This window comes from Nitrospirota bacterium (assembly GCA_016194305.1).
GTDB lineage: Bacteria > Nitrospirota > Nitrospiria > JACQBW01 > JACQBW01 > JACQBW01.
Map to the genome: position 1 here is coordinate 103,064 of JACQBW010000019.1, position 21,147 is coordinate 124,210.

The 21,147-nt window shown below is 45.9% G+C and carries 17 protein-coding genes; 3 read left to right on the forward strand and 14 right to left on the reverse strand.

Annotation, left to right across the window (positions count from 1 at the left end; translation table 11 throughout):
- Positions 1–29 precede the first annotated feature (29 nt).
- The 3 genes from HY200_07255 to HY200_07265 all read left to right on the forward strand — a co-directional run bounded on the left by HY200_07255 (position 30) and on the right by HY200_07265 (position 4,115).
- Positions 30–812 carry a CbbQ/NirQ/NorQ/GpvN family protein gene (locus HY200_07255; GenBank protein MBI3594740.1) on the forward strand — a complete coding sequence of 261 codons (783 nt, stop codon included), beginning with the start codon at positions 30–32 and terminating at the stop codon, positions 810–812.
- Between the two features lie 191 nt (positions 813–1,003).
- Positions 1,004–1,369: a hypothetical protein gene (locus tag HY200_07260; protein MBI3594741.1), complete on the forward strand. Its 366-nt coding sequence runs from the start codon at positions 1,004–1,006 to the stop codon at positions 1,367–1,369.
- Positions 1,362–4,115, forward strand: coding sequence for a VWA domain-containing protein (locus HY200_07265; protein MBI3594742.1), 2,754 nt, complete (start codon positions 1,362–1,364; stop codon positions 4,113–4,115). The genes HY200_07260 and HY200_07265 overlap by 8 nt, the downstream gene beginning before the upstream one ends.
- Before the next feature lie 11 nt (positions 4,116–4,126).
- Here the strand turns inward: HY200_07265 and HY200_07270 are convergent, their stop codons facing one another.
- From HY200_07270 to glmS, 14 genes are all read right to left on the reverse strand, one after another.
- Positions 4,127–4,633: a response regulator gene (locus HY200_07270; GenBank protein ID MBI3594743.1), complete on the reverse strand. Its 507-nt coding sequence runs from the start codon at positions 4,631–4,633 to the stop codon at positions 4,127–4,129.
- 242 nt (positions 4,634–4,875) lie between these two features.
- Positions 4,876–6,813, reverse strand: a complete 1,938-nt coding sequence (locus HY200_07275) for a TonB-dependent receptor (protein ID MBI3594744.1) — start codon at positions 6,811–6,813, stop codon at positions 4,876–4,878.
- Between the two features lie 25 nt (positions 6,814–6,838).
- Positions 6,839–8,788 carry a HAMP domain-containing protein gene (locus HY200_07280; protein ID MBI3594745.1) on the reverse strand — a complete coding sequence of 650 codons (1,950 nt, stop codon included), beginning with the start codon at positions 8,786–8,788 and terminating at the stop codon, positions 6,839–6,841.
- Positions 8,781–9,704, reverse strand: coding sequence for an ABC transporter substrate-binding protein (locus tag HY200_07285; GenBank protein ID MBI3594746.1), 924 nt, complete (start codon positions 9,702–9,704; stop codon positions 8,781–8,783). The genes HY200_07280 and HY200_07285 overlap by 8 nt, the downstream gene beginning before the upstream one ends.
- 12 nt (positions 9,705–9,716) lie before the next feature.
- On the reverse strand, positions 9,717–11,096 hold the full coding sequence (locus HY200_07290) for a sigma-54-dependent Fis family transcriptional regulator (GenBank protein MBI3594747.1): 1,380 nt from the start codon (positions 11,094–11,096) through the stop codon (positions 9,717–9,719).
- Positions 11,097–11,249: 153 nt separating this feature from the next.
- Positions 11,250–11,603, reverse strand: coding sequence for a septum formation initiator family protein (locus tag HY200_07295; GenBank protein ID MBI3594748.1), 354 nt, complete (start codon positions 11,601–11,603; stop codon positions 11,250–11,252).
- 8 nt (positions 11,604–11,611) lie between these two features.
- Positions 11,612–12,895, reverse strand: a complete 1,284-nt coding sequence (eno, locus tag HY200_07300; protein MBI3594749.1) for a phosphopyruvate hydratase — start codon at positions 12,893–12,895, stop codon at positions 11,612–11,614.
- A 15-nt stretch (positions 12,896–12,910) separates the two neighbouring features.
- The gene (locus tag HY200_07305; GenBank protein ID MBI3594750.1) at positions 12,911–13,351 is read right to left on the reverse strand and encodes a cytochrome C; all 441 of its coding nucleotides are present in this window, start codon (positions 13,349–13,351) and stop codon (positions 12,911–12,913) included.
- A 14-nt stretch (positions 13,352–13,365) separates the two neighbouring features.
- Entirely contained in the window at positions 13,366–14,781 is a 1,416-nt protein-coding gene (gene gatB, locus HY200_07310) for an Asp-tRNA(Asn)/Glu-tRNA(Gln) amidotransferase subunit GatB (protein MBI3594751.1), read from the reverse strand.
- A 195-nt stretch (positions 14,782–14,976) separates the two neighbouring features.
- A complete protein-coding gene (gene gatA / locus HY200_07315) occupies positions 14,977–16,437 on the reverse strand; it encodes an Asp-tRNA(Asn)/Glu-tRNA(Gln) amidotransferase subunit GatA (GenBank protein MBI3594752.1) in 1,461 nt (486 codons plus the stop codon).
- Positions 16,434–16,817, reverse strand: coding sequence for an aspartate 1-decarboxylase (locus tag HY200_07320; GenBank protein ID MBI3594753.1), 384 nt, complete (start codon positions 16,815–16,817; stop codon positions 16,434–16,436). Before HY200_07320 ends, gatA begins: the two co-directional genes overlap by 4 nt.
- Positions 16,818–16,838: 21 nt before the next feature.
- Positions 16,839–17,126, reverse strand: coding sequence for an Asp-tRNA(Asn)/Glu-tRNA(Gln) amidotransferase subunit GatC (gatC, locus tag HY200_07325; GenBank protein ID MBI3594754.1), 288 nt, complete (start codon positions 17,124–17,126; stop codon positions 16,839–16,841).
- Positions 17,127–17,162: 36 nt separating this feature from the next.
- Positions 17,163–19,364 carry a UvrD-helicase domain-containing protein gene (locus HY200_07330; protein MBI3594755.1) on the reverse strand — a complete coding sequence of 734 codons (2,202 nt, stop codon included), beginning with the start codon at positions 19,362–19,364 and terminating at the stop codon, positions 17,163–17,165.
- The gene (gene glmS / locus HY200_07335) at positions 19,318–21,147 is read right to left on the reverse strand and encodes a glutamine--fructose-6-phosphate transaminase (isomerizing) (protein MBI3594756.1); all 1,830 of its coding nucleotides are present in this window, start codon (positions 21,145–21,147) and stop codon (positions 19,318–19,320) included. The genes HY200_07330 and glmS overlap by 47 nt, the downstream gene beginning before the upstream one ends.

Here is a 21,147-nt window from a genome sequence, read left to right on the forward strand (position 1 = left end):
AAAACTGAAATCAACTCTTAAAGAACGAGGTGCCCATTTCCAGCGAACCCTATTATCTCCCTACCGGCGACGAAGCACTTCTCTTTAAGATCGCCTTTCATTCCAAGATTCCTGTCATCCTAAAGGGCCCTACCGGATGCGGAAAAAGCCGATTTGTCGAATTTATGGCCCATCAGCTCAAAGTCCCGCTGATTACAGTTTCCTGCCATGAAGATCTTACCGCTTCCGACCTGGTTGGGAGATATCTCCTGAAAGGGAGCGAAACCGTCTGGATGGACGGTCCTCTCACGACTGCAGTAAAAGAAGGAGGCCTCTGCTATCTTGATGAAATTGTCGAGGCCAGAAAAGATACAACCGTGGTGATACATCCTCTGTCGGACAGCAGACGTCTGCTTCCGATTGAAAAAAGAGGGAGCGTTCTCGAAGCCCACCCTCAATTTATGCTTGTTCTTTCCTACAATCCCGGGTATCAAAGCGTTTTAAAAGAATTGAAACAGAGTACAAAGCAAAGATTTCTCGCTTTGGAATTTAACTATCCCCTGTTTGAACAGGAGGTAGAAATTATCAGGCACGAGGCTGAAATTAAGGATGAACTGGCCAAGAAACTGGTCAAAATAGGCCACAAGATCCGAAACCTTAAGAACCAAGGCCTTGATGAGGGCGTCAGTACCCGTCTTCTGATCTACGCCGGCACTCTGATTCGAAATGGTATTGAGCCTCTACTCGCCTGCAGAACCGCATTAGGTCAACCGGTCACCGACGACCCTGAAATGCAAAAGAGTATCGCAGAAATTGTATCTGCCATACTATGAAAGGGGCTCGCGTCGCCCCCTCCAACGGCATAGCCTTATGGAGCCTCCCCTTCTCGCTCGCTTTGCTCGCTGGATCTCCAATAGGGGCTCGCGTCGTTCCGGGTGCTCACCGTCTCGCACCCGCGCACAGGATTATTGGCACTTCTTCGTGCCAACGTGCGCACTATCCAAAGGCAAAACCGGATTCGTAAATGAGTAGGCCATACGATATTATTCTTATTGGTTGGATTTTTCTGACGAATCTCCTTCTCGACAGTTACCTCATTTTTGCCAATCCGACTTATTCTCTAAAAATATTTGGAACACATTTCTCGGGATGGGCGGGATGGGCCTTTAAAATTCAATCACCCATTTTACATGGCCTGCTTGGCATTGGATTCATAAGAACCAAACGATGGTCCTATCTCCTTTATATGGCCTATGCCGCATTTGGACTCGTCAATGCATTTGCCAATCTCTATTTTTTGGGTTACGGAAGAATCCGTATGATCTTTATCGTTTCACTCCTGGTCATCTCGGGCTATATCTACTTTCGGAGAAAGGCATTTCATGCCTAGTGAAATGGATAATTTTTATCACGATTTGAATGGCATCTCTCCAAAAGCCGCACGTGCGTTCCAGACGATCGGAGAAGAACTCCACGGAGAACTTTCATCCGAAGTGTTTCAATCCTGGTTTCACCTGGGTTCCGTGATTTCCTACTCTTCCTCTGCCAACGGAATACGATATTTTAACGAAAGCGGCCAACAGATCAGAAAAATGGCCTCACACGCCTCTTTGAACCTTCTCCTTCAAAAGGGAATTCAACTCGGATTTGCTCAAAACAGCATGGCGCTGGACTATTTCCGCATGCTCTCCGAATTGATTCATATTTATCCGGCAGAGGTCATCTCCCATTGGGCTGATATCGGGAAAGAGATTGCCGAAACAGACTATTTGACAGGATCGGAATATTTCAAATCTGGATCGGCCATTCTAAATGTGTTGGATCCGCCCCTGCTGAAACCCTGGGGCAGTATCGGTCTCCTGCTATCTCAGGAAGATCGCCTCAATAAATCATTCATGACCCTGGAATATTTCCGTACGACCCCGGAGTTCTTCAGACAGGTCAAGAAAGCTTCTTTTTACCCGCAATGCCTATACATCGGACACGCGCTCGCCTTGCAAGTGCCAAAGGATACCTTGTCCTATTTTAAAACGCTCCCGCAAATATTTAAAAACCTCCCTCAGAACGAAGGTACGGAACTTATTTTTTCACTTGCCGCAGAACTTGCGTTTCAGACGCCGGTCGCTGTTGTTGATTTCCTCACTCATGCAACAGACGTATTGAAAATGATGAATGGAAGTCTCCATTCATTAAAAAGGTTTGTCGAAACGGGCAGTCAGATGCATGCACCTCCTGACGCAATTAAATCCTTTTTCTCTCTAAAGTCAAAAAAATCGATTGAGGCAATTCAAGAGTTGTCCCATGCCATTTTTCTGTCCGAAGTCAGGAAACGTCTTACTTACTTTGCGGAGATGATTACCGGGCATCCGGTTGAAATTCTGCCGGGTCCCATTCCTTCAAGTTATTTTAAAAATCAAACGGGAACGATTCTTTTGCCGGAAAAAATTAATCGCTATACGAACAAGGAAGACAATTATAAACTTTATAAAATGATGCTTTTACATGAGTCGGCTCATATCGAATTTGGAAGTTATGCGCCTCTCTCCCTCCACGCTCTCGAGGAACTCGAAACCCTCTTCCCTGGAAACAGGGGCCTTTCTGTAGATCCGTGTCCGGTCTGGAATTATTTTCCGGATCCGGTGCTAGCCCAGAATCTATGGACCATTGCGGAGGAATCACGGATCGATTTTCTCCTTCGATCCGAGTATCCCGGAGCTGTTAAAGATTTGAGTCCTATTTTACAATCTCAAAAGTCAGTCCGGCCTGACCTGTTTAATCTCCCGGAAGAAAAAGGGATTATGGAGGCTCTCTTCCAGCTTTCCGTCCACGAAAATATCGTGGTTCCACTCCCGATTGCCAATCTTGTCTCCTCTGTTTTTGCGGACCTGAAAACGCTCTGGCGCCCTGGAAGTTCGAACGAGAATACACTCCATACCGTTTGCGTTATTTATCAAAAGATCCAAAACAAGATCAACATATCCCTTCCTGGAGTCAAGACCCCGGAACTTATTCCAGTTGAAGAGATGATTCCAAATTACGGTATCATTCCCGAGAGTGCCTTTTCACATCATGGTCTGATCACACCTGAACTTGCGTTTCAGACTGATTCCGCGCAGAACAATTTCATCCGTAATCTGAACATGACCGAAAAAGACAATCTCTCTTCCAAACAGGGGAATCCTCTTGTTCCAAATGTTCAAGCAAATAAAGATGAAGCAAATCTTCCCTTGAACTGGAAAGGGAATAAATCAGAAGGTTTCAGTTACGACGAATGGGACTGGATGATTCAGGATTACAAACCCGGCTGGTGCAGCGTCATCGAAAAAAGGGTAGATTCTTCACAAAAGGCGTCCGCAGTGATGGAAAGCTCCCGAGGATCCCTCCTTTCGATTCGGAGGTATTTTGAAAAATTGAAACCTGAAAATATTCATAAAACAAGAAAAGAGTATGAGGGAGAAGAACTTGATTTTGATCGAATTGTCGACCTGGTCGTCGATATCCGGACCGGAACGCCGCCCTCTGAGAATTTCTATATCAGAAGAGCCAAGAGAGTCCGGAACATCTCGGTCGCCTTATTGGTTGATTTGAGCGGTTCGACCGGCCAGGCGATTCCTGGAAGTAAGAAAAGAGTCATCGACATAGAAAAAGAGAGTCTGCACCTGATGGCCGAAGCGTTAAAAACAATCGGAGACGACTACGGTATATTCGGGTTCTCCGGACAATCCCGCAATTCGGTTGAATTCTATATCATTAAGGATTTCAATATGAAGAATGATTCTTCGATGCGAATCAATTTGGAATCCCTTGAACCACTCGGACAGAACCGGGATGGCGCGGCCATCCGTCACCTGATTGAAAAACTTTCTCATCGGGACGCCAGGACGAAGCTATTTATTACCATTAGCGATGGCAAGCCATTGGATGACGACTATTCCGACCTCTATGCGCTCGAAGACACAAAACAGGCGTTAAAAGAAGCAAGGCAGAAAGGAATCCACCCTTTTTGTATCACGGTGGACAAGCAGGCCAACGATTATATTAAGAAGATGTACCAGGATGTAAACTTTACTTATATTTCTGATATCGAAACTTTACCCATTAAACTTCCCCTGATCTACAAAAAATTGACGACTTGAGACCTGAAGGGCTATTTCGAACAAATTTTGAGTTGATTGAGTTTCTTTTCTAAATCATGAACGGTATAAGGCTTGACCATGACGCCTAGAAAACCATGCCTCTTGTAGTCCGCCATAATGGGGTCGTTAAAATAGCCGCTCGAAATGATCACCTTCACGCCAGGATCAATTCCCTTCAATTGTTTCAAAATCTCAATACCGTCAAGATCTCCCGGTAGGGTCAAATCCGTGATAACAAAGTCAAAATTCAGATTGGATTCATGATGTTTCTTGAAGTGATGGATGGCTTCTTTTCCACCCTCTGCCGTGGTGACTTCAAATCCAAGGTATCTAAGCATCTCCCGGACGACTTCCAGGACGCTCACTTCGTCATCGACGACCAGAACTCTCTTTTTTCCTGACATCCAGCGATCCTTTATTTCTTCCGAATCAAAAGACAAATGGGAATCGTGTCGGCTCTTCCGTTTGCCCGGGAAAATCTCTTTCTGTTCCTGAATAGAAATTTTCCATAAATTCATTTTAGGACCTATTCTGAAGATAGATAGAAAGGATCTAAATTATTGCGAGTATAAAAGAGCATAAAGTATGCCCTAAAGAGGGAAATAGAAAAATTGAAAACGACGAACTAAAATACCAAGCAATATCAGATAGTTAAATATTACATTGGCTTTTGGAGGCGAGCAAAAACGAAATTAATTGGAATTTTCTATTCAGGATTATTATCTAAACAGATACAAAGATAAATCGTAAAGGATACAAACTAGTCAATCTCAACATTTAATTGCGCCAAAAGACGGCTTCCTATTTCATCGCCGAGCGGGTATTCCCTATGAACGGCATGTAAAAGATTGAAGACAGAAATTCCGAGTTCCATTTTATCTTTCCAGAACCGGTAACCCAATTTAAAATTCACCTGAGTATATGCAGGAATATCGGTCAGAACCACCGGGCCGACTAGCTCCGTTGTAGGAAAATGAACCGCTGTCTGGTAATAAATTTCCGTTCGAGCCGTAAAATTCCTCAAAAATTTAATTTCCCCACCTGCATTGATCTTCTGAGTCGGTCCGGCCCGGACAGCTGAATTATAAGGATTCAGGACCGTATCAAGACCTTCCAGTGATTGATGAAGCTCCTGGTAGGCATAATTACCAAAGAGTTTTAGTCTTCTATTCACCGACAATTGGCCGGATATTTCTCCGCCATAGATATCCACATTGATGAGATTGGTAATCGAGATACCCTGAACATCGATCAGATCCTTTAACTGATTATAATAAAGATTTATTTCGGTAGTCAGTTGTTCAAAAAGAAGCACGGAGTAACCGGCCTCATAGGACTCGATCCGTTCGGGATTGAGATTCGAGGTTGGAAGGGCTATAAATGTTTGATACATCTCAAGAGGCGTCGGAGTGCGATACGCTTCGCTGTGAGACAATCGAATCCGTTGATGCCAGGTTTCAAATCGGTAAATCAGCGACTCGCGGGGTGACACGAGACGGGGATGCATCGTGTCAAAATTGATATCGTCATATCTCGCACCCGCGATAAGGGTGAGTGCATCTAGCGGAGTCCACTCTCCCTGGAAATAGGCTGCAAATAACTCGATTTGATGTCTTCCGCCGATCAGGTCGCCTCTCACGTCGGTCAATCGGTAGTTCGCTCCCGTGACGAGCTCGAATTCCGGGAAAAGGAGGAACAGATGTTGACCCTCCACATGATAGAGATCAAAGGCATAATTGAGAAGGGGATCCGGATAATATGGAAGCTGACTCAGTGAGCTTGGAAAAAGTACGGGATCCGTATCGAAGTAATAAAAGTCGGTTTTATAATTGAACGTATTCCAGTACACCCGAAGATAAGATTCCTTCTCTTCGTAACCTCCTTGAAGATAAGCCTGGCGAATCCCGCTCGAACCGAGTCCATTATCGAATAGCGGGCCATCATAACGGGGCGTATCTGATATGCCGGCGGAAAAACTGACTTTTTTCCCTGGTTCAAATTCATGGAGTGCCAGGAAATTGCCTCGATAAACCTCCTTCCCGATAGCGCCCGAGTCCCTCCACTTTTTGAATCTTTCATAGCCCCCCGAGATTTTATATTCAACAGATCCTGTTTCTCCCCCGAAGAGGAAATGACCATTGGGATAATCTTTCCCATCGCCAGTGAGAAAAATGTGGATCCCTTTCACATCAGCGGGACTCTTGGAAATAATATTCACGACACCATCAAAGGCATTGGCACCCCAGACGGCAGAACCCGGGCCTCGAATAATTTCAATCCGTTCAATTTCATTTAGACCAATCGGGAAAGAGCTCCAAAAAACCAGATTTTCAAGCTCTTCATGCACAGTTCTCCCGTCGATGAGGACAAGGAGCTTGTTTGCAAGGAGTTGATTGTCACCTCTGATGCTCACAATATGTTCGGCCGATGTGGTCTCCATCACTTCCATGCCTGGAACGCCTCGCAACAGATCCGGAAGATTCGTGGCGCCGCTCGCCTGAATTTCCTCGGCAGAAATGACTGAAATCGTGGATGGGGACTGGTAGACAGATTGGAGGTGTCTCGAGGGGGTAACCACCATCTGTTCCTCGGACATAACAGATAACGCGTCGGAATCATGCGAAGAAAGGTCTTCCGAAAAGGCGTCATTATGTAAAATCAGAAGGAGCGATACGAAAACGAATATCTCTTTTCTCATCGATAGGCATTATACTGATTTGAAATCATATTTCAAGACCTGATAATGGCAAGGTAAAAGAAAATCGACTCCCTTTTCCCAACTCACTCGATACCCATAGCTCGCCTCCATGGATCGAAATCAGCTTCTTGGTTATATATAATCCAAATCCTGTTCCTTTTGTCCCGGCTAAAGCATTATTTTTACCCCGGTAAAAACGATCAAATATCCGCTCGGCATCTTCCGGAGAAATTCCAATCCCCCGGTCACTGATCGTCGTCGTCATAAATCCGGCGTTTGTTTGAAACGAAACGCTAATGATGCCGGATGCAGGAGAAAATTTAATTGCGTTATCCAGCAAATTGATCAAAATCTCTTCAAGTTTGTCCTTGTCCCCGCGTACCATGACATCCCCCGGAGTTTCCACCTTTATTTCAATATTTTTTTCCTTCATCGGAGACAATAAGCCCAGGATAACTTCATCTAACAAGGAGCGAAATGCAATCGAGACCGGCACCATTTCAATCTTTCCCGATTCAATTCTGGAAATTTCCAGGAGATCGTCAATTAAACGGATAAGGCGATCCGCGTTCTTTTTCATTCTTTCCAGATAGTCCGATTGTTTCTCAGTTAAGGGTCCTGGTATTCTATCCTGCAAGTTGTCGATGTATCCTTTGATTGAAGTTAATGGTGTCTTGAGCTCATGGGAGACGTGAGAGACAAACTCGGATTTTAGGCGATCAACCTCTTTCATCCGTGAAATATCATGAAATACCGCAACTTGTCCGAACGGAATTCCCGATTCATCCTGTATCGGCGCAATGGTCGCTCTGATCATTCGTGAGCTCTCGCCATTTCTTCCCGGAATTTCGATATCGTGGCTAAAAACGTGGCTTTCATTCCTAAAGACATCCTTTAAGAATTCCCCGCTCTGACCTGCAAACATCCTTTCGGCAGCGGGATTAATGAGCACGATGTCCCGTCTTTCATCCACCACGACTACACCATCGGCTATTTCTCGTATTATCCCTTCGCTTTTCTTTTTTTCATATAACACCTCCTGCAAAACAGACTCCACTTTATTCGTTCTCTGAATCACTTTCTCTTCAAGAGTTGCATTGGCTTCGGCCAACTGCGCGTTCAGCACTTGTAACTTCTCCGCATTCGACTTGAGCTCGCGATTCCGGGAAGCGATAGACCGGGTCATCTGATTAAAAATCTCAGTGAGTTCGCCCACTTCATCCTGATTGACAACGGGTGCAATTTGAGAAAGATCTCCTTCAGACACCTTTCTGGTAAAATAAGCAAGCGTTTCAAGAGGCTTGAAATATCGGGACGACAGTCCATAAATAAAGAGGACACCGGCCACCATCATCAAAAGGGTCACAATGATGCCCCGCACCATCATTAATCTGAGCTGATGGGTCAGGTGGAACGTCGACATGCCGATTCGGATCCATCCCTCATTCACATCCTCTCCAACCTTGATGGCACCCCTTTTTTCTTCTTCCAGCATTTTCAAAGAAGACCGTTCCCTCTCTTCCGAAACGGATTTAAAGATCACCGGAGAAGTAAATTGATATAGATCTTCTTCACTGTAGGAATGAGTCATTTCGATCCGGTTGGTTCCCTTTGTGACCGGTTCTAAGCCCATGGGCGGAAGGAAACCTTCTTTCAAATGTTCCCGAATAAAGGGCTCATTGATTTTTCGAATGATAATTTTTCCGTCCCGATTAAACACATCGACATACACGATCTCTTCAAGATGAAATATATCGCGAATCATGCCTTCCAGAGCTGTGCGGTCTTCCAGGAAGACCGCATATTGGCCATCCAGAGCCAAATCATTTGCCAGGGAAATCCCCCTGGAAATAAAATCATCCGTCATTTCCTTACGAATCTGATAAAACAGGAAGCCTCCCAGGAAAAGGCAGATAATAACCGTCATCAAACCAAAGAAGAGCGAGAATTTGAATTTCAGAGATCGGCTATTCATAAACTTTATCCGCTTTCTGAATCGCCTCTGGCGCGATCTCAATTCCCATTTTTCTTGCCATCTTTAAGTTGAGGGAAAGACGTTTCTTCGATACCGAACGGATCGGAAAACGGGAGGGAAGCTCTCCTAGAATAATTTTTTCGGCCAGGCGACCGATCTCTTCGCCGGTGGCTTCGAAATCCGGTGTGAGGGATGCCACGGCACCCTTTACAACAAATTCGTCAGAAAAAGTCATAACAGGCATGTTGAATTTGAATGACGCCAAGAGAATTTTATCGATAGACTGGGGCGAAACCACGGTGCTGTCGGGAATCAACCAGAGAAGATCGACATTTCCCTGAAGAGCATTCAGTCCTGCCGGCAAATCCTTCTCGGTTCCGAGTCTCATTTCTATGAGAGAAAGGCCCATATTCCTTGCTGCCTCGCGGCTTTCAATGATGACCTTGCCCGTTTTCTTCGGGTCATAAAGGACTCCGATCTTTTTGACTTCAGGGAATATTCTCTTTATTTCTGAAAAATTTTCTGTTGGGGAAAATTCCAGTCGAATACCGGTCGTATTTTGATTAAAGAAAGAATATCTTTCAGGATAATAGACCATGCAAAATAAAAGGGGTGTTGATTTGATATTTTCACGGGCGACCTGTGATGCCAGTAAACCGATGGATATAACCAGGTCACCCGGGTGCCTCCTGACTTGTGACATGACCCGTTTTGTCTCATTCGGATCGCCTTTTAAGTGATAGATTTTGATCTCGCCGGGCCGGATCTTTTTGATCCCTTCAAGCGCGTCTCGATAAATTGAAATATCCTGGCTCAACAATACAGAAATCTCTTCAGCCTTCAATCCCTTCAGACCCAGAAAGGAGCAAGTGACCAGAACGGCTAAAGTAACAAAAGCGACAAACCTGATTTTCACAACGTTACCATTTCAAGATGAAGTCGTTTTAATTTTGAAATTTCGGATGAGACGGGATAGATAGGTTCTTTGAAGCCGGAGAATTTCTGCCGCGCGGGCCTGATTGCCTCCGGTTTTTTGAAGCGCATTCTTGATGACTCTAATTTGAAACTGATAAACAGCTTCATGATACGGTTCCTCCAGTAATTCCTGTACCATATCATGCCGGTCATCCTTGAAAACCTGAAGAGGCAAATCATCCGGCTTGATCTCATTGTCATTGGCAAGGACAACTCCCCGCTCAATCAGGTTCGACAGCTCTCTGACGTTTCCCGGCCAATGATAATTGATTAAATGACGTTTGGCCGCTTCCGAGATCTTCATTCCTGGTTTACCCATCGTCCGGCTAAAACGTTCCAGAAAAAAATCAGCAAGCAGGGGAATATCTTCCTTTCGCTCTTTGAGCGACGGCAGAGCGATGGAAACGACATTCAGCCGGAAGAAAAGATCCTCACGAAAACGGCCTTCCTTAACTTCTTTAACCAGATCACGATGGGTCGCCGCGATAATCCTGATATCAACGCGGATGGGACGGTTTCCGCCTACCCGTTCAAATTCGCGCTCCTGTATGACTCTGAGCAATTTGGACTGGAGGCCGGGATTGAAATCCCCAATTTCATCCAGAAATACAGTCCCTCCGTTCGCAATTTCGAGCTTTCCCTCCTTAACCTGATAGGCTCCGGTAAACGAACCTTTTTCATGCCCAAAAAGCTCGCTTTCCAGCAGATCCTCGTGCAAGGCGACACAGTTGACTACAACAAAAGGTTTTTTTGATCGCGGACTCCAGCGGTGAATGGTCCTGGCAAAGATTTCTTTTCCCGTACCGCTTTCGCCCAGCAGCAGGACGGACGAAGAGGTCGTCGAAACTTTTCTGGAATTCTCGATCGCCTTCTTAATAATCTTGCTCTCTCCCAGGATTTGAAGATAGGGGGTATTGAGAGCGTCCTGAAGATAGAAGTTTTCCTGCTTAAGCGCTTTTGACTCGATGGCCCTGGATATGACCAGGTCCAGATGATCGGGAGTAAAAGGCTTCGTAACAAAGTCAAAGGCGCCTTTTTTCATCGCTTCCACGGCTTTATCGATCGAACCAAAAGCGGTCATCACGATGACACTGGGCGTTGTTCTTCCTTTAAGTTTATCGAGCACGTAAAAACCGTCCTTTTCTGGCATCTGGAGATCGAGTAACATGAGTCCGGGGTCTTTTTGATCCACTTTGCTCAACGCTTCTGTGCCACTTTCAGCGACCCAGACTTCGTGACCGCTCGATTCCAATCGATCCTGAAGTATCCTTCGAATATCAGGATCATCATCTACGACGAGTATTCGCTCCCGATTGAATTTTCTTCCTTGCACGGTTTACCCCCTTCGGGCTCAGATAGAATGAGAGCCGGTTCTGTTCCACACTGATCACGCTATCTGTATCTTAACAGATACGGTCTCTTTGAGAATACAAAAAACATTAATTTGAAATGATGATTGAAAAAAAGGTCAGTTGAAACGGCGTGTTTACTTTTTGAACGTCAGGGAAGTCGGGGAATTATTGTTTGGAAACTCATAGATGATCTCTCCTTTTTTGGCCAGACCAAGCTCTTCCCGGGCGAGCTTTTCGATCTGTTCCGGATTGGAACGGAGCGCTTCCGTTTCACTTTTCAAGCGGCCATTTTCAGATTTTAGATCGCTGATTTCCGATTGCATCTTGTGGTACGCATTTCTCATTGAAAGAAAATGGGGAATGCTCACTTCACCAAATAAAACGAGTACGAGAAGGTATCCGAGAACAAAAGTGGTCCCCCAGTAAACCATCTTCTTCTTCTTCTTTTTCGATATTTCGATTTGTTGACGAGATACATTCGGGGTCATGTCTGATCTCAATTCAAATTATAGAATATTTTGGAGCCATCAAATTTCGCAGCTTCTCCCAGGTCTTCTTCTATTCTGATGAGTTGATTATATTTCGCAACGCGATCTGTCCTCGACATCGAGCCCGTCTTGATCTGGCCTACGTTAGTTGCCACCACCAGATCAGAAATCGTTGTATCTTCCGTTTCCCCGGAGCGGTGTGAAATAATTGCGGTGTAACCCGCTTTCTTGGCCATTTCAATGGCTTCCAGGGTTTCGGTCAATGTTCCGATTTGATTCAACTTAATCAGAATTGCGTTCCCAATCCCCTCGGAAATACCTCTTTCAAATATTTCCGGATTGGTCACAAACACGTCGTCCCCCACCAGCTGAACTTTCTTTCCCAGATGTTTCGTCATCGCTTTCCATCCCTTCCAATCATTCTCTGAAAGACCGTCTTCAATAGACAGAATGGGATATTGCTTGATAAGCGATTCGTAATAAAGAATCATCTCTTCCATGGATTTGTCTTTTTTTTCGGCTTTCAAGCGATATTTGCCTTGATGATACAATTCGCTTGCTGCCACATCCAGCGCCACTCCCACATCTTTACCTGTTCGATAACCTGCCCCTTGAATTCCCTCGAGAAGCAATTCAATGGCCTGGGCATTTGAACTCAAATTGGGAGCAAAACCCCCTTCATCTCCAATTCCGGTCGAATACCCTTTTTTTTTCAGAATATCCTTGAGCTGATGAAATATTTCGGCCCCCATCTGGATTGCTTCCGAAATGGAAGAGGCGCCCACCGGCATGATCATGAATTCCTGTATATCGAGATTATTGTCTGCGTGGGCCCCGCCATTCAAAATATTCATCATGGGTACCGGCAAAAGCCTCGCTCCGGCTCCTCCCAGGTATCGATAAAGCGGAAGTCCTGCTTCCAAAGCCGCCGCCTTCGCGACAGCGAGCGAAATACCCAGAATCGCGTTGGCGCCCAACTTGCTTTTATTGTGCGTACCGTCCATATCAATCATATATTCGTCCAGAAATATCTGATCTCTTGCTTCGAGGCCGATGATCTCTGGACCTAACAGATCATTAATGTTCATCACCGCCTTCAAAACGCCTTTTCCCCTGAACCGCTTCTTGCTTTTATCCCGAAGTTCAACGGCTTCCCGCTCTCCCGTAGACGCTCCCGAAGGGACAGACGCTCTTCCCATGATGCCGCTCTCAAGCGTGACTTCCACTTCAATCGTGGGATTTCCCCGGGAATCGATTATTTCTCTTCCAAAAACGTAAACAATTTCACTCATTCGTCAAGACCCCTTCTATAATTTTTCAGACTCTTTTCGAATCTCCCCTGAAAATTCCCAGCCTGCCTGGTGCTTGTGACATTGAGAACACTCTTTATTCCCGACTTGAAAAGGAAGATGCGCTTTCGCCGTTCTAGGCAGTTGAATATCGTGGCATTTCAAACAAAAATTTTTCGGAACGTGAGCAATAAATGGACCTTTTAACTCCGCTTCGCTCAATAGAAAATGTGCGGCCAGCTGTCCCAAACCTCTGGCTTCAGCCTCGACGACTCCCGGGATACCTTTGCCCGAGTGGCAATCCATGCAGTTTGGATGAGATCGATCAGCACCGGAACTCTTCCATCCCTGATACGGGCGATGCATTTCATGACAGGAATTGCAAAACAAGGGATGATTCTCCAGAAATCTCCCCGCTGGAATAAGAAAAATCCCGAACCCGATCAAGATAAGTGTCATGAAGAAGAATCGCTTCATTTGGAGTTTTTTAATCTTATTAGCAACAGCTCATTTAATTTAACCGGGTTCGCTTTCCCTCCTGAAATTTTCATCACCTGACCCACAAAAAAGCCAAACAATTTGTCTTTGCCCTGCCGGAACTGGTCTACATTTGCCGGGTTTTCCTGGATAACCTGATCGATAAACGAAACAAGCGTTTTTTCATCGCTGATCTGGATCAGTCCCTTCTCCTCCACAATTGTTTTGGCGTCTTTTCCTGTCTTGATCATCTCTTCAAATACAGTCTTGGCGATCTTTCCACTGATGACCCCTTCATCGATCAACCGAATCATGCCGGTCAACTGCTCCGGCGTCAGGGGCATCACCTCTTCGTTCAGGAGATCACCCATAATCCAGTTGCTGATTGCTTTGGGATGTCGATAAAGCAAAACAGATTTCTCAAAAAAGTTCGCAATCATTCGATTCTGCGTCAACACATCGGCATCGTACGCGGGAATCTGGCATTCGTTGACGAACCGGTTCTTTTTTTCTTCTGGAAGTTCAGGAAGCGTTTTTCGAATTTCTTCAATCCATTCGGATGAAATTTTCACCGGAACAAGATCCGGTTCCGGGAAATATCGGTAATCATGGGCCGATTCCTTGGACCTCATCGGAATCGTCAGTTGCTTTTGACTATCCCATAAGCGCGTTTCCTGGGTGATTCTTCCGCCTTCTTCCAAAAGCTCCGCTTGCCTCCTGATTTCAAAGTCGATCGCTTTCTGAATAAAGCGAAATGAATTGATATTCTTAAGTTCGGTCCGGGTACCCAAAGTCGTCTCCCCGACAGGCCGGATGGACACATTCGCATCACATCTGAAGCTTCCCTCTTCGAGATTGCCGTCACAGACATCAAGATAAACCAGAATATTACGTAATTTTTTCAAGTAGGCCACAGCCTCTTCCGAAGTTCGAATGTCCGGCTCGCTGACAATTTCCATTAACGGGACGCCAGTACGGTTCAGATCGACGTAGCTGGCTTCTTCTATTCCTTCATGGAGATTTTTTCCGGCATCCTCTTCCAGATGAATCCGGGTTAAACGAATCTTCTTCTCTTTTCCGTCGACCTCGATATCAATAAATCCCCGCTCTGCCAGCGGCAGTTCGAATTGAGAAATCTGGTAGCCTTTCGGAAGATCGGGATAGAAATAATTTTTCCTCGCAAAACGGTTCAGCGGCGCGATAGAACAATGCGTGGCCAAAGCGGTCTTCATTGCAAATTCGACAACTTTCCGGTTAAGCACAGGAAGGACGCCCGGCATCCCAAGACAGACCGGACAAGTTTGCGAATTGGGCCGGCTTCCAAAGGAGGTCCGGCAACCACAAAAGATTTTGGTTCGCGTCAGCATTTGTGCATGAACCTCGAGACCGATCACCGCTTCGTATTTATCCATAAATTTTCCTAATTGATCTTCAGACTGTTCAAAAAGCTTCAGTAGCTAGGCCCCCGGAGTGTACCATGTAAGTACATGAGGGCGAAAGATGCCACGAGTAAGTGGCATCACGCCTTGAGCGCCACCGAGTCAGTGAGGTGGCCGGGCCCGCCTAGCTTCGAGAACGAAGCCAATGAGGCATTTTCAACAGTCTGACTAAAGGTTCGGTTTCGGGTTATGAATTCCCGATGCTTGTTCAAACGCATAAGCCATATTCAGGAGTATCGATTCCTCAAAATACCGGCCCATCACCTGAATACCGATGGGCATACCCTGGGATGAAAATCCTCCCGGCAAAGATACTGCCGGAATACCGGCCAGATTGGCCGAAATGGTAAAGATATCGGACAGATACATTTGCAGGGGATCTTGAACTTTTTCTCCGATCTTAAAAGCAGGGGTCGGAGTGGTGGGTGTGACGATGACATCGACCTTTTTGAATGCGTTCGTAAAATCCCTGATAAACAGAGTTCGAACCTGTTGGGCCTTTTTATAGTAAGCATCATAATATCCGGAACTCAACGCGTATGTCCCGAGCATAATCCTTCTTTTTACCTCCGGACCAAATCCTTCCGCCCGGCTCTTTTCATACATATCGTTCAATAACTTGACACCGGAAGATCGATAACCATATTTCACACCATCGTATCGCTCTAAATTCGAACTTGCCTCAGCCGTCGCAAGGATATAATAAGTCGCCACGGCATAGGCCGTATGCGGCAGAGAAATTTCGGAAACTTCTGCACCACATTTTTCCCAGATTTTAACCGCAGCCATGACCGATTTCTCGATTTCGGTGTCGATTCCCGGTATCAGGTACTCTTTCGGAATCCCGATTTTTATTCCCCTAACTTCCGGGCGGAGCGCCTTCGTGTAATCTTCCGAAGTCCGGGTCGAGGAAGTAGAATCACTTGGATCATGGCCGCTGATCGCATTGAGCATGATCGCGGCATCCGTCACATCTTTGGTAATCGGCCCAATCTGATCTAGTGAAGAGGCAAATGCAACCAGTCCAAATCGAGAGACCCTTCCATAGGTCGGTTTAAATCCTACCACTCCGCAGCAGGCTGCGGGTTGACGGATGGATCCCCCCGTGTCAGAGCCGAGCGCCCCCATACATTCATCAGCCGAAACCGCGGCTGCCGATCCCCCGCTCGATCCTCCTGGAATTCTTTCAATATCCCAGGGGTTACGGCTCTTCTTAAAGGCAGAATTTTCGGTTGAAGAACCCATTGCAAATTCATCCATATTGGTTTTGCCTATTAAAATGGAATCGGCCTCTTTCAGTTTTTTGATCACCGTCGCGTCATAAGGGGAGACAAAGTTTTCCAACATCCGGGATGAGCAGGTGGTCCGAAATCCTTCGGTACAGATATTATCTTTAATCGCTATCGGAATGCCGGCTAGCGGGGAATTGAATTTCCCCTCTCTCATTTTTAAGTCCATTTTCAGGGCGTTTTTCAATGTCTCCTCTTTTTGAAAAGAATTGAACGCAGATATTTTTGGCTCCACCTCGTCGATCCTTTCCCACACCGATTTGACCAGTTCCTCCGAGGAAATTTCCTTTTTCTTCAGGAGAGAATGGGCCTGGGAAATAGTTAATTGATACAATTTCATGATATTCTGCTCTTCATATTCAGGACAGACTCATTGATTCTCTTGTTCTTTTCGTTCACTTTAATCACAATTGGCTTATGCTTCTTGAGTTCTTCTTCATTGTAAAGCTCGTAACAAAAAATAATAATTTTGTCGCCGACCATTCCTTTGCGGGCAGTTGGCCCATTCAGACAAACAGTTCCGGATCCTTTTTTTCCGGGGATAATATAGGTTTCAAACCGTTCGCCGTTGTTGAGATTGGAAATCATGACCTGTTCGTAGGGGAGCATGCCAGCCGCATCAATGAGAATCTGGTCGATGGTAATACTCCCTTCATAATCCAATTCGGCCTGGGTAATCGTGGCCCGGTGGATTTTACTTCGCAACATCGTCTTTAACAATTTATTTCCCCCTCTTTCACTTTATTCAATCACCTTCGGCACTTTAAAAAAACCGTTCTCCCGTTCCGGAGCATTTTTTAGCGCCAATTCAGGAGGAAGAGAAGGGGTCTCTTGGTCCTCTCGGAATACATTTTCCAGCAAGATAGCGTGGGAAGTCGGCTCGACCTTGGAGGTATCAAGTTCATTGAGTTGTTCGACATAATTTAATATCTGTTCCAGCTGAAGAGTCAGTTTCACCTTCTCCTCTTCTGAAACAGTCAGTTTTGCGAGCCTGGCGACGTATGCAACCTGCTCTGCCGTTATTTTCACATGCACTCCTGACTAGCCGTAGCGATCGACGAATTTCTAGATAAATTGCAAATTGGCATATTTTGACGCCAATTTTTTGGTTCCCGCTGAGTCAAACCGGATGGTCATCTTCATTTCCTCCCCCTCCCCTTCAGAGGCGAGAATGACTCCTCTTCCCCAAAGGGGGTGAAGAACCGGACGATTGGTATATTGACCTTTTTTTTCAACAGGTTTCGAACGATTTTGATCACTCGAAAAAGAAGGTTCGACCCCTATTTTGGGACTATTTAACTCTTTTTTCACGATTAATTCAATCGGAATATCGTGGATGAAACGTGACGGCGCATTAAATTGAATCGAACCATACATTCGACGGCTGCGAGCACTGGTCAGGACAAGTTTCTCGCGTGCCCGGGTCATGCCGACATAGCAGAGTCTTCGCTCCTCTTCCAATTCCTCTGAGTCAACCAGTGCTCTGCTTTGAGGGAAAAGCCCTTCTTCCATTCCGGGCATAAAGACAAATGGGAACTCCAGTCCTTTCGCGCTATGGAGAGTCATAAGCCGGACCCTTCCTCTCAATTTCTCATCCGCCTCATCTGTAAACAGGGAAATATGATCCAGAAATGAGGTCAAATCCGTCTCGCTCTTTTTTTCCTGAAATTCCGTGACCGAAGAGAAAAATTCGTAGATGTTTTCAACTTTTTCCGGAATCTTCTCTTTCTTGACTTCTTCCAGATACCCTGTTCGGTCAAGAATCAGCTTAACCAGATCCATGAGCGTTGACGTGGCAACGGCCTGTTTCAATTCCTTCATCAGTTTGGAAAACAATCGAACATTTCTCTCCGCTTCGGGCGCAAGAATTCCCCCTCCATCCATCAGATCCAGTGCCTCCATCATAGAACATTTTTGGGAAGTCCCGTACTCCGCGATTTTTTTAAGCGTACGGGAACCCAATCCTCGGACTGGAACATTGATAATCCTCTTTAAACTGACGTCGTCCCGGGGGTCTGCGATGACTTTGAGAAACGCCAGAATATCCTTAATTTCCTTCCGTTCAAAAAAACGAATGCCTCCGACAATGACATACGGAATACCATTTTTTTGAAACGACTCTTCCAGCACCCTGGATTGAATGTGGGTTCTGTATAAAATTGAAAATCTCTGAAAGGCTTCTTCCCCGCATTTCATTTCTCTGGAGTGAGTCAGAATCATCTGGGAAATGAGATGGGCTTCGCTTTCATCGTCCTCAAGCCTGAAAAGCGCGATCGAGTCGCCCTTGATGTTGTCGGTCCAGAGCTGTTTCTTCTTTCGTAATCCATTTTTCTCGATCACCTGGTTCGCCGCCTGAAGGATGGTTTTTGTGGAACGGTAATTTTGTTCCAGTTTGATGACCCGGGTTTCGGGATAGTCCTTCTCAAATCGAAGAATATTTTGCACATCGGCACCCCGGAAACGATAGATACTTTGGTCGTCATCCCCCACGCAGCAGATATTTTCCTTCCCTTGCGCCAGGAGCGATATAATCCTGTATTGTGAAACATTGGTATCCTGATATTCATCGACCATCAAATAGAGAAATTGCTTCTGGTATTTTTCCAATACTTCGGGAAATTTCATGAAAAGCTGGACCAGATACATCAAAAGGTCGTCAAAGTCGAGCGCCTGATTCGCTTTCAGTTTTTCCCTGTACGAAAAGTATACCCGTCCAATCTTTCCTTCTATTCCGAAAGAAAGAGCTTTTTCTGCAAATCGCTCCGGCGTCACGAGAAGATTCTTTAACTCGCTAATCCTTCCCGCTATTTTTTTAAGAGGGTAAAGGTCCTCGTTAATGCCAAGTTCCCGGACACATTCACGCATCAAAGCGAGTTGATCCCCTTTGTCATAAATCAGAAAATGACGGTTGAAACCCAGTTTTTCGATTTCGGAACGAAGGATTTTTACGGCCATGGAATGAAAGGTGTGTACCCACGGCAAATCTGAAAATCCGGTTAACTGCCGGATTCTTGATTTGAGTTCTTCGGCGGCTTTGTTGGTAAAAGTAACCGCCAGGATGGAAGAGGGTGTGATGCCCACCTGCCTGACAAGATAGGCATATCTCATCGTAATGACCTTCGTTTTACCGCTTCCGGCACCCGCCAGAATCAGAAGAGGTCCGTCCCGATGTAGCACCGCTTCCATTTGGTGGGGATTTAATTCCTGAAGATAGTCGTAATTATTCAACCGTAACGCTCTTGGCCAGATTTCTCGGTTGATCCACATCGCTTCCGCATAACACCGCGATATGGTAGGCGAGAAGCTGAAGAGGAAGGCTCAGGATAATCGGATTCAACAGTGGATCGGTATCGGGAACACCAAATAAATAATCGACGCGTTTGACCAGTTCTTCGTCGCGTGAATTTGCAAACGCAATAATGATTCCATCTCTTGCCTTGATTTCCATTATTCCGTTAAGCACCTTGCTGAAAAGAGAATCCTGTGGCGCCAGAACCACCACCGGCATTTTTTCGTCGATCAGGGCAATGGGGCCATGTTTCATTTCCCCGGCCGGATACCCCTCTGCATGAATATATGAAATCTCCTTTAACTTTAATGCTCCTTCAAGCGCTATCGGATAATTTATCCCTCTTCCCAGAAACAGAAAATCTTTCGACTTGAAGAATATTTTACTGATTTCAATGAGCTCGCTCTCCTTTTTCAGCATTTCTTCCATTTGACGGGGAAGGTGCGCAAGTTTCCTGAGATAATCGAGGGACTGATTTTCGCGAATCTCTCCTCTCACCTGTCCCAGATAGAGCGAAAATAAAAAAAGAGCCGTCAGCTGGGTCGTAAACGCTTTGGTCGAAGCGACCCCGATCTCGGGTCCGGCATAGGTATAGATGACGCCGTCCGCCTCCCTTGACAAAGTGCTCCCCACCACGTTACAAATTCCGATCGATTTAATTCCCTTCTTCTTGCCTTCCGACATGGCCGCAAGGGTATCCGCAGTTTCTCCGGATTGCGAGACCGCTATGAGGAGATCTGAAGTGGAGAGTATGGGATCCCGATACCGGAACTCAGAGGCGATATCCACCTCGACAGGGACACGGGAAATCTGTTCAATCATGAATTTTCCGACGAGGGCCGCATGCCACGAGGTCCCGCATGCGACGAGATGAATCCGGCCAATTTTTTTTAAAAATGACTTCGAAAGCTCAATCTCGTGAAAGTTTATTTCACCCGTATCCATTGAAACGCGTCCCCGAAGCGTATCGGATATGGCCTGAGGCTGTTCAAAGATCTCCTTCAGCATAAAATGTTTAAATCCTCCTTTTTCCGCCATCACGGGACTCCACGCAACAAATTGGGAGGTATTTTCTGTGGGCCGGCCTTCAAAATCCCGGATTTCAATTCCTTTTATCGAGAGGGTGACCATCTCACCGTCTCGGAGAAAGACGTATTCGCGGGTATGGCTAAGCGTTGCCGGAATGTCCGAAGCGACAAAAAATTCACCCTTCCCGATGCCGACAACGAGGGGACACCCGTTTCTCACGGCAATGAGCCGGTCCGGGTTGTCTTCCGAAAGAATGACCAGTGCATAAGCTCCCTTTATCTCTTTTAGGACATTCTGTACCGCTTTTTCAAAGCCTTTTCCTTCGAACATTTCCTGTTCAATCAAATGGACGACGATTTCTGTATCCGTCTCCGACCGAATCTTGCAGCCTTTTTCAACCAATCGTTTCTTCAGAGGAATAAAATTTTCAATGATTCCGTTGTGTACCAGAACGACGCTTCCCGCGCGATGCGGGTGTGCATTTATTTCCGATGGCCGGCCATGAGTGGCCCATCGGGTATGCCCGATTCCGATATGGCTCTCGGTCGCCTCCTTTGCCAGGAGGGTTTCCAGTCCTGAAAGTTTCCCCACAGAACGATAGAGCGCCAGCTTCTTCTGGTGGATAAAAGCGACTCCCGCAGAATCGTAACCCCGGTATTCCAGTTTTTTCAAACCCTCCATGAGTACCGGAACGGCTTCCTTTTGTCCAATATACCCGATGATTCCGCACAT

Coding starts and splice junctions, on each gene's coding strand:
- HY200_07260 (MBI3594741.1), top strand. CDS start 1,004: ATGAGTAGGCCATACGATATTATTCTTATTGGTTGGATTTTTCTGACG.
- HY200_07265 (MBI3594742.1), top strand. CDS start 1,362: ATGCCTAGTGAAATGGATAATTTTTATCACGATTTGAATGGCATCTCT.
- HY200_07270 (MBI3594743.1), bottom strand. CDS start 4,633: ATGAATTTATGGAAAATTTCTATTCAGGAACAGAAAGAGATTTTCCCG.
- HY200_07275 (MBI3594744.1), bottom strand. CDS start 6,813: ATGAGAAAAGAGATATTCGTTTTCGTATCGCTCCTTCTGATTTTACAT.
- HY200_07280 (MBI3594745.1), bottom strand. CDS start 8,788: ATGAATAGCCGATCTCTGAAATTCAAATTCTCGCTCTTCTTTGGTTTG.
- HY200_07295 (MBI3594748.1), bottom strand. CDS start 11,603: ATGACCCCGAATGTATCTCGTCAACAAATCGAAATATCGAAAAAGAAG.
- eno (MBI3594749.1), bottom strand. CDS start 12,895: ATGAGTGAAATTGTTTACGTTTTTGGAAGAGAAATAATCGATTCCCGG.
- HY200_07305 (MBI3594750.1), bottom strand. CDS start 13,351: ATGACACTTATCTTGATCGGGTTCGGGATTTTTCTTATTCCAGCGGGG.
- gatB (MBI3594751.1), bottom strand. CDS start 14,781: ATGGATAAATACGAAGCGGTGATCGGTCTCGAGGTTCATGCACAAATG.
- gatA (MBI3594752.1), bottom strand. CDS start 16,437: ATGAAATTGTATCAATTAACTATTTCCCAGGCCCATTCTCTCCTGAAG.
- HY200_07330 (MBI3594755.1), bottom strand. CDS start 19,364: ATGTGGATCAACCGAGAAATCTGGCCAAGAGCGTTACGGTTGAATAAT.
- glmS (MBI3594756.1), bottom strand. CDS start 21,147: ATGTGCGGAATCATCGGGTATATTGGACAAAAGGAAGCCGTTCCGGTA.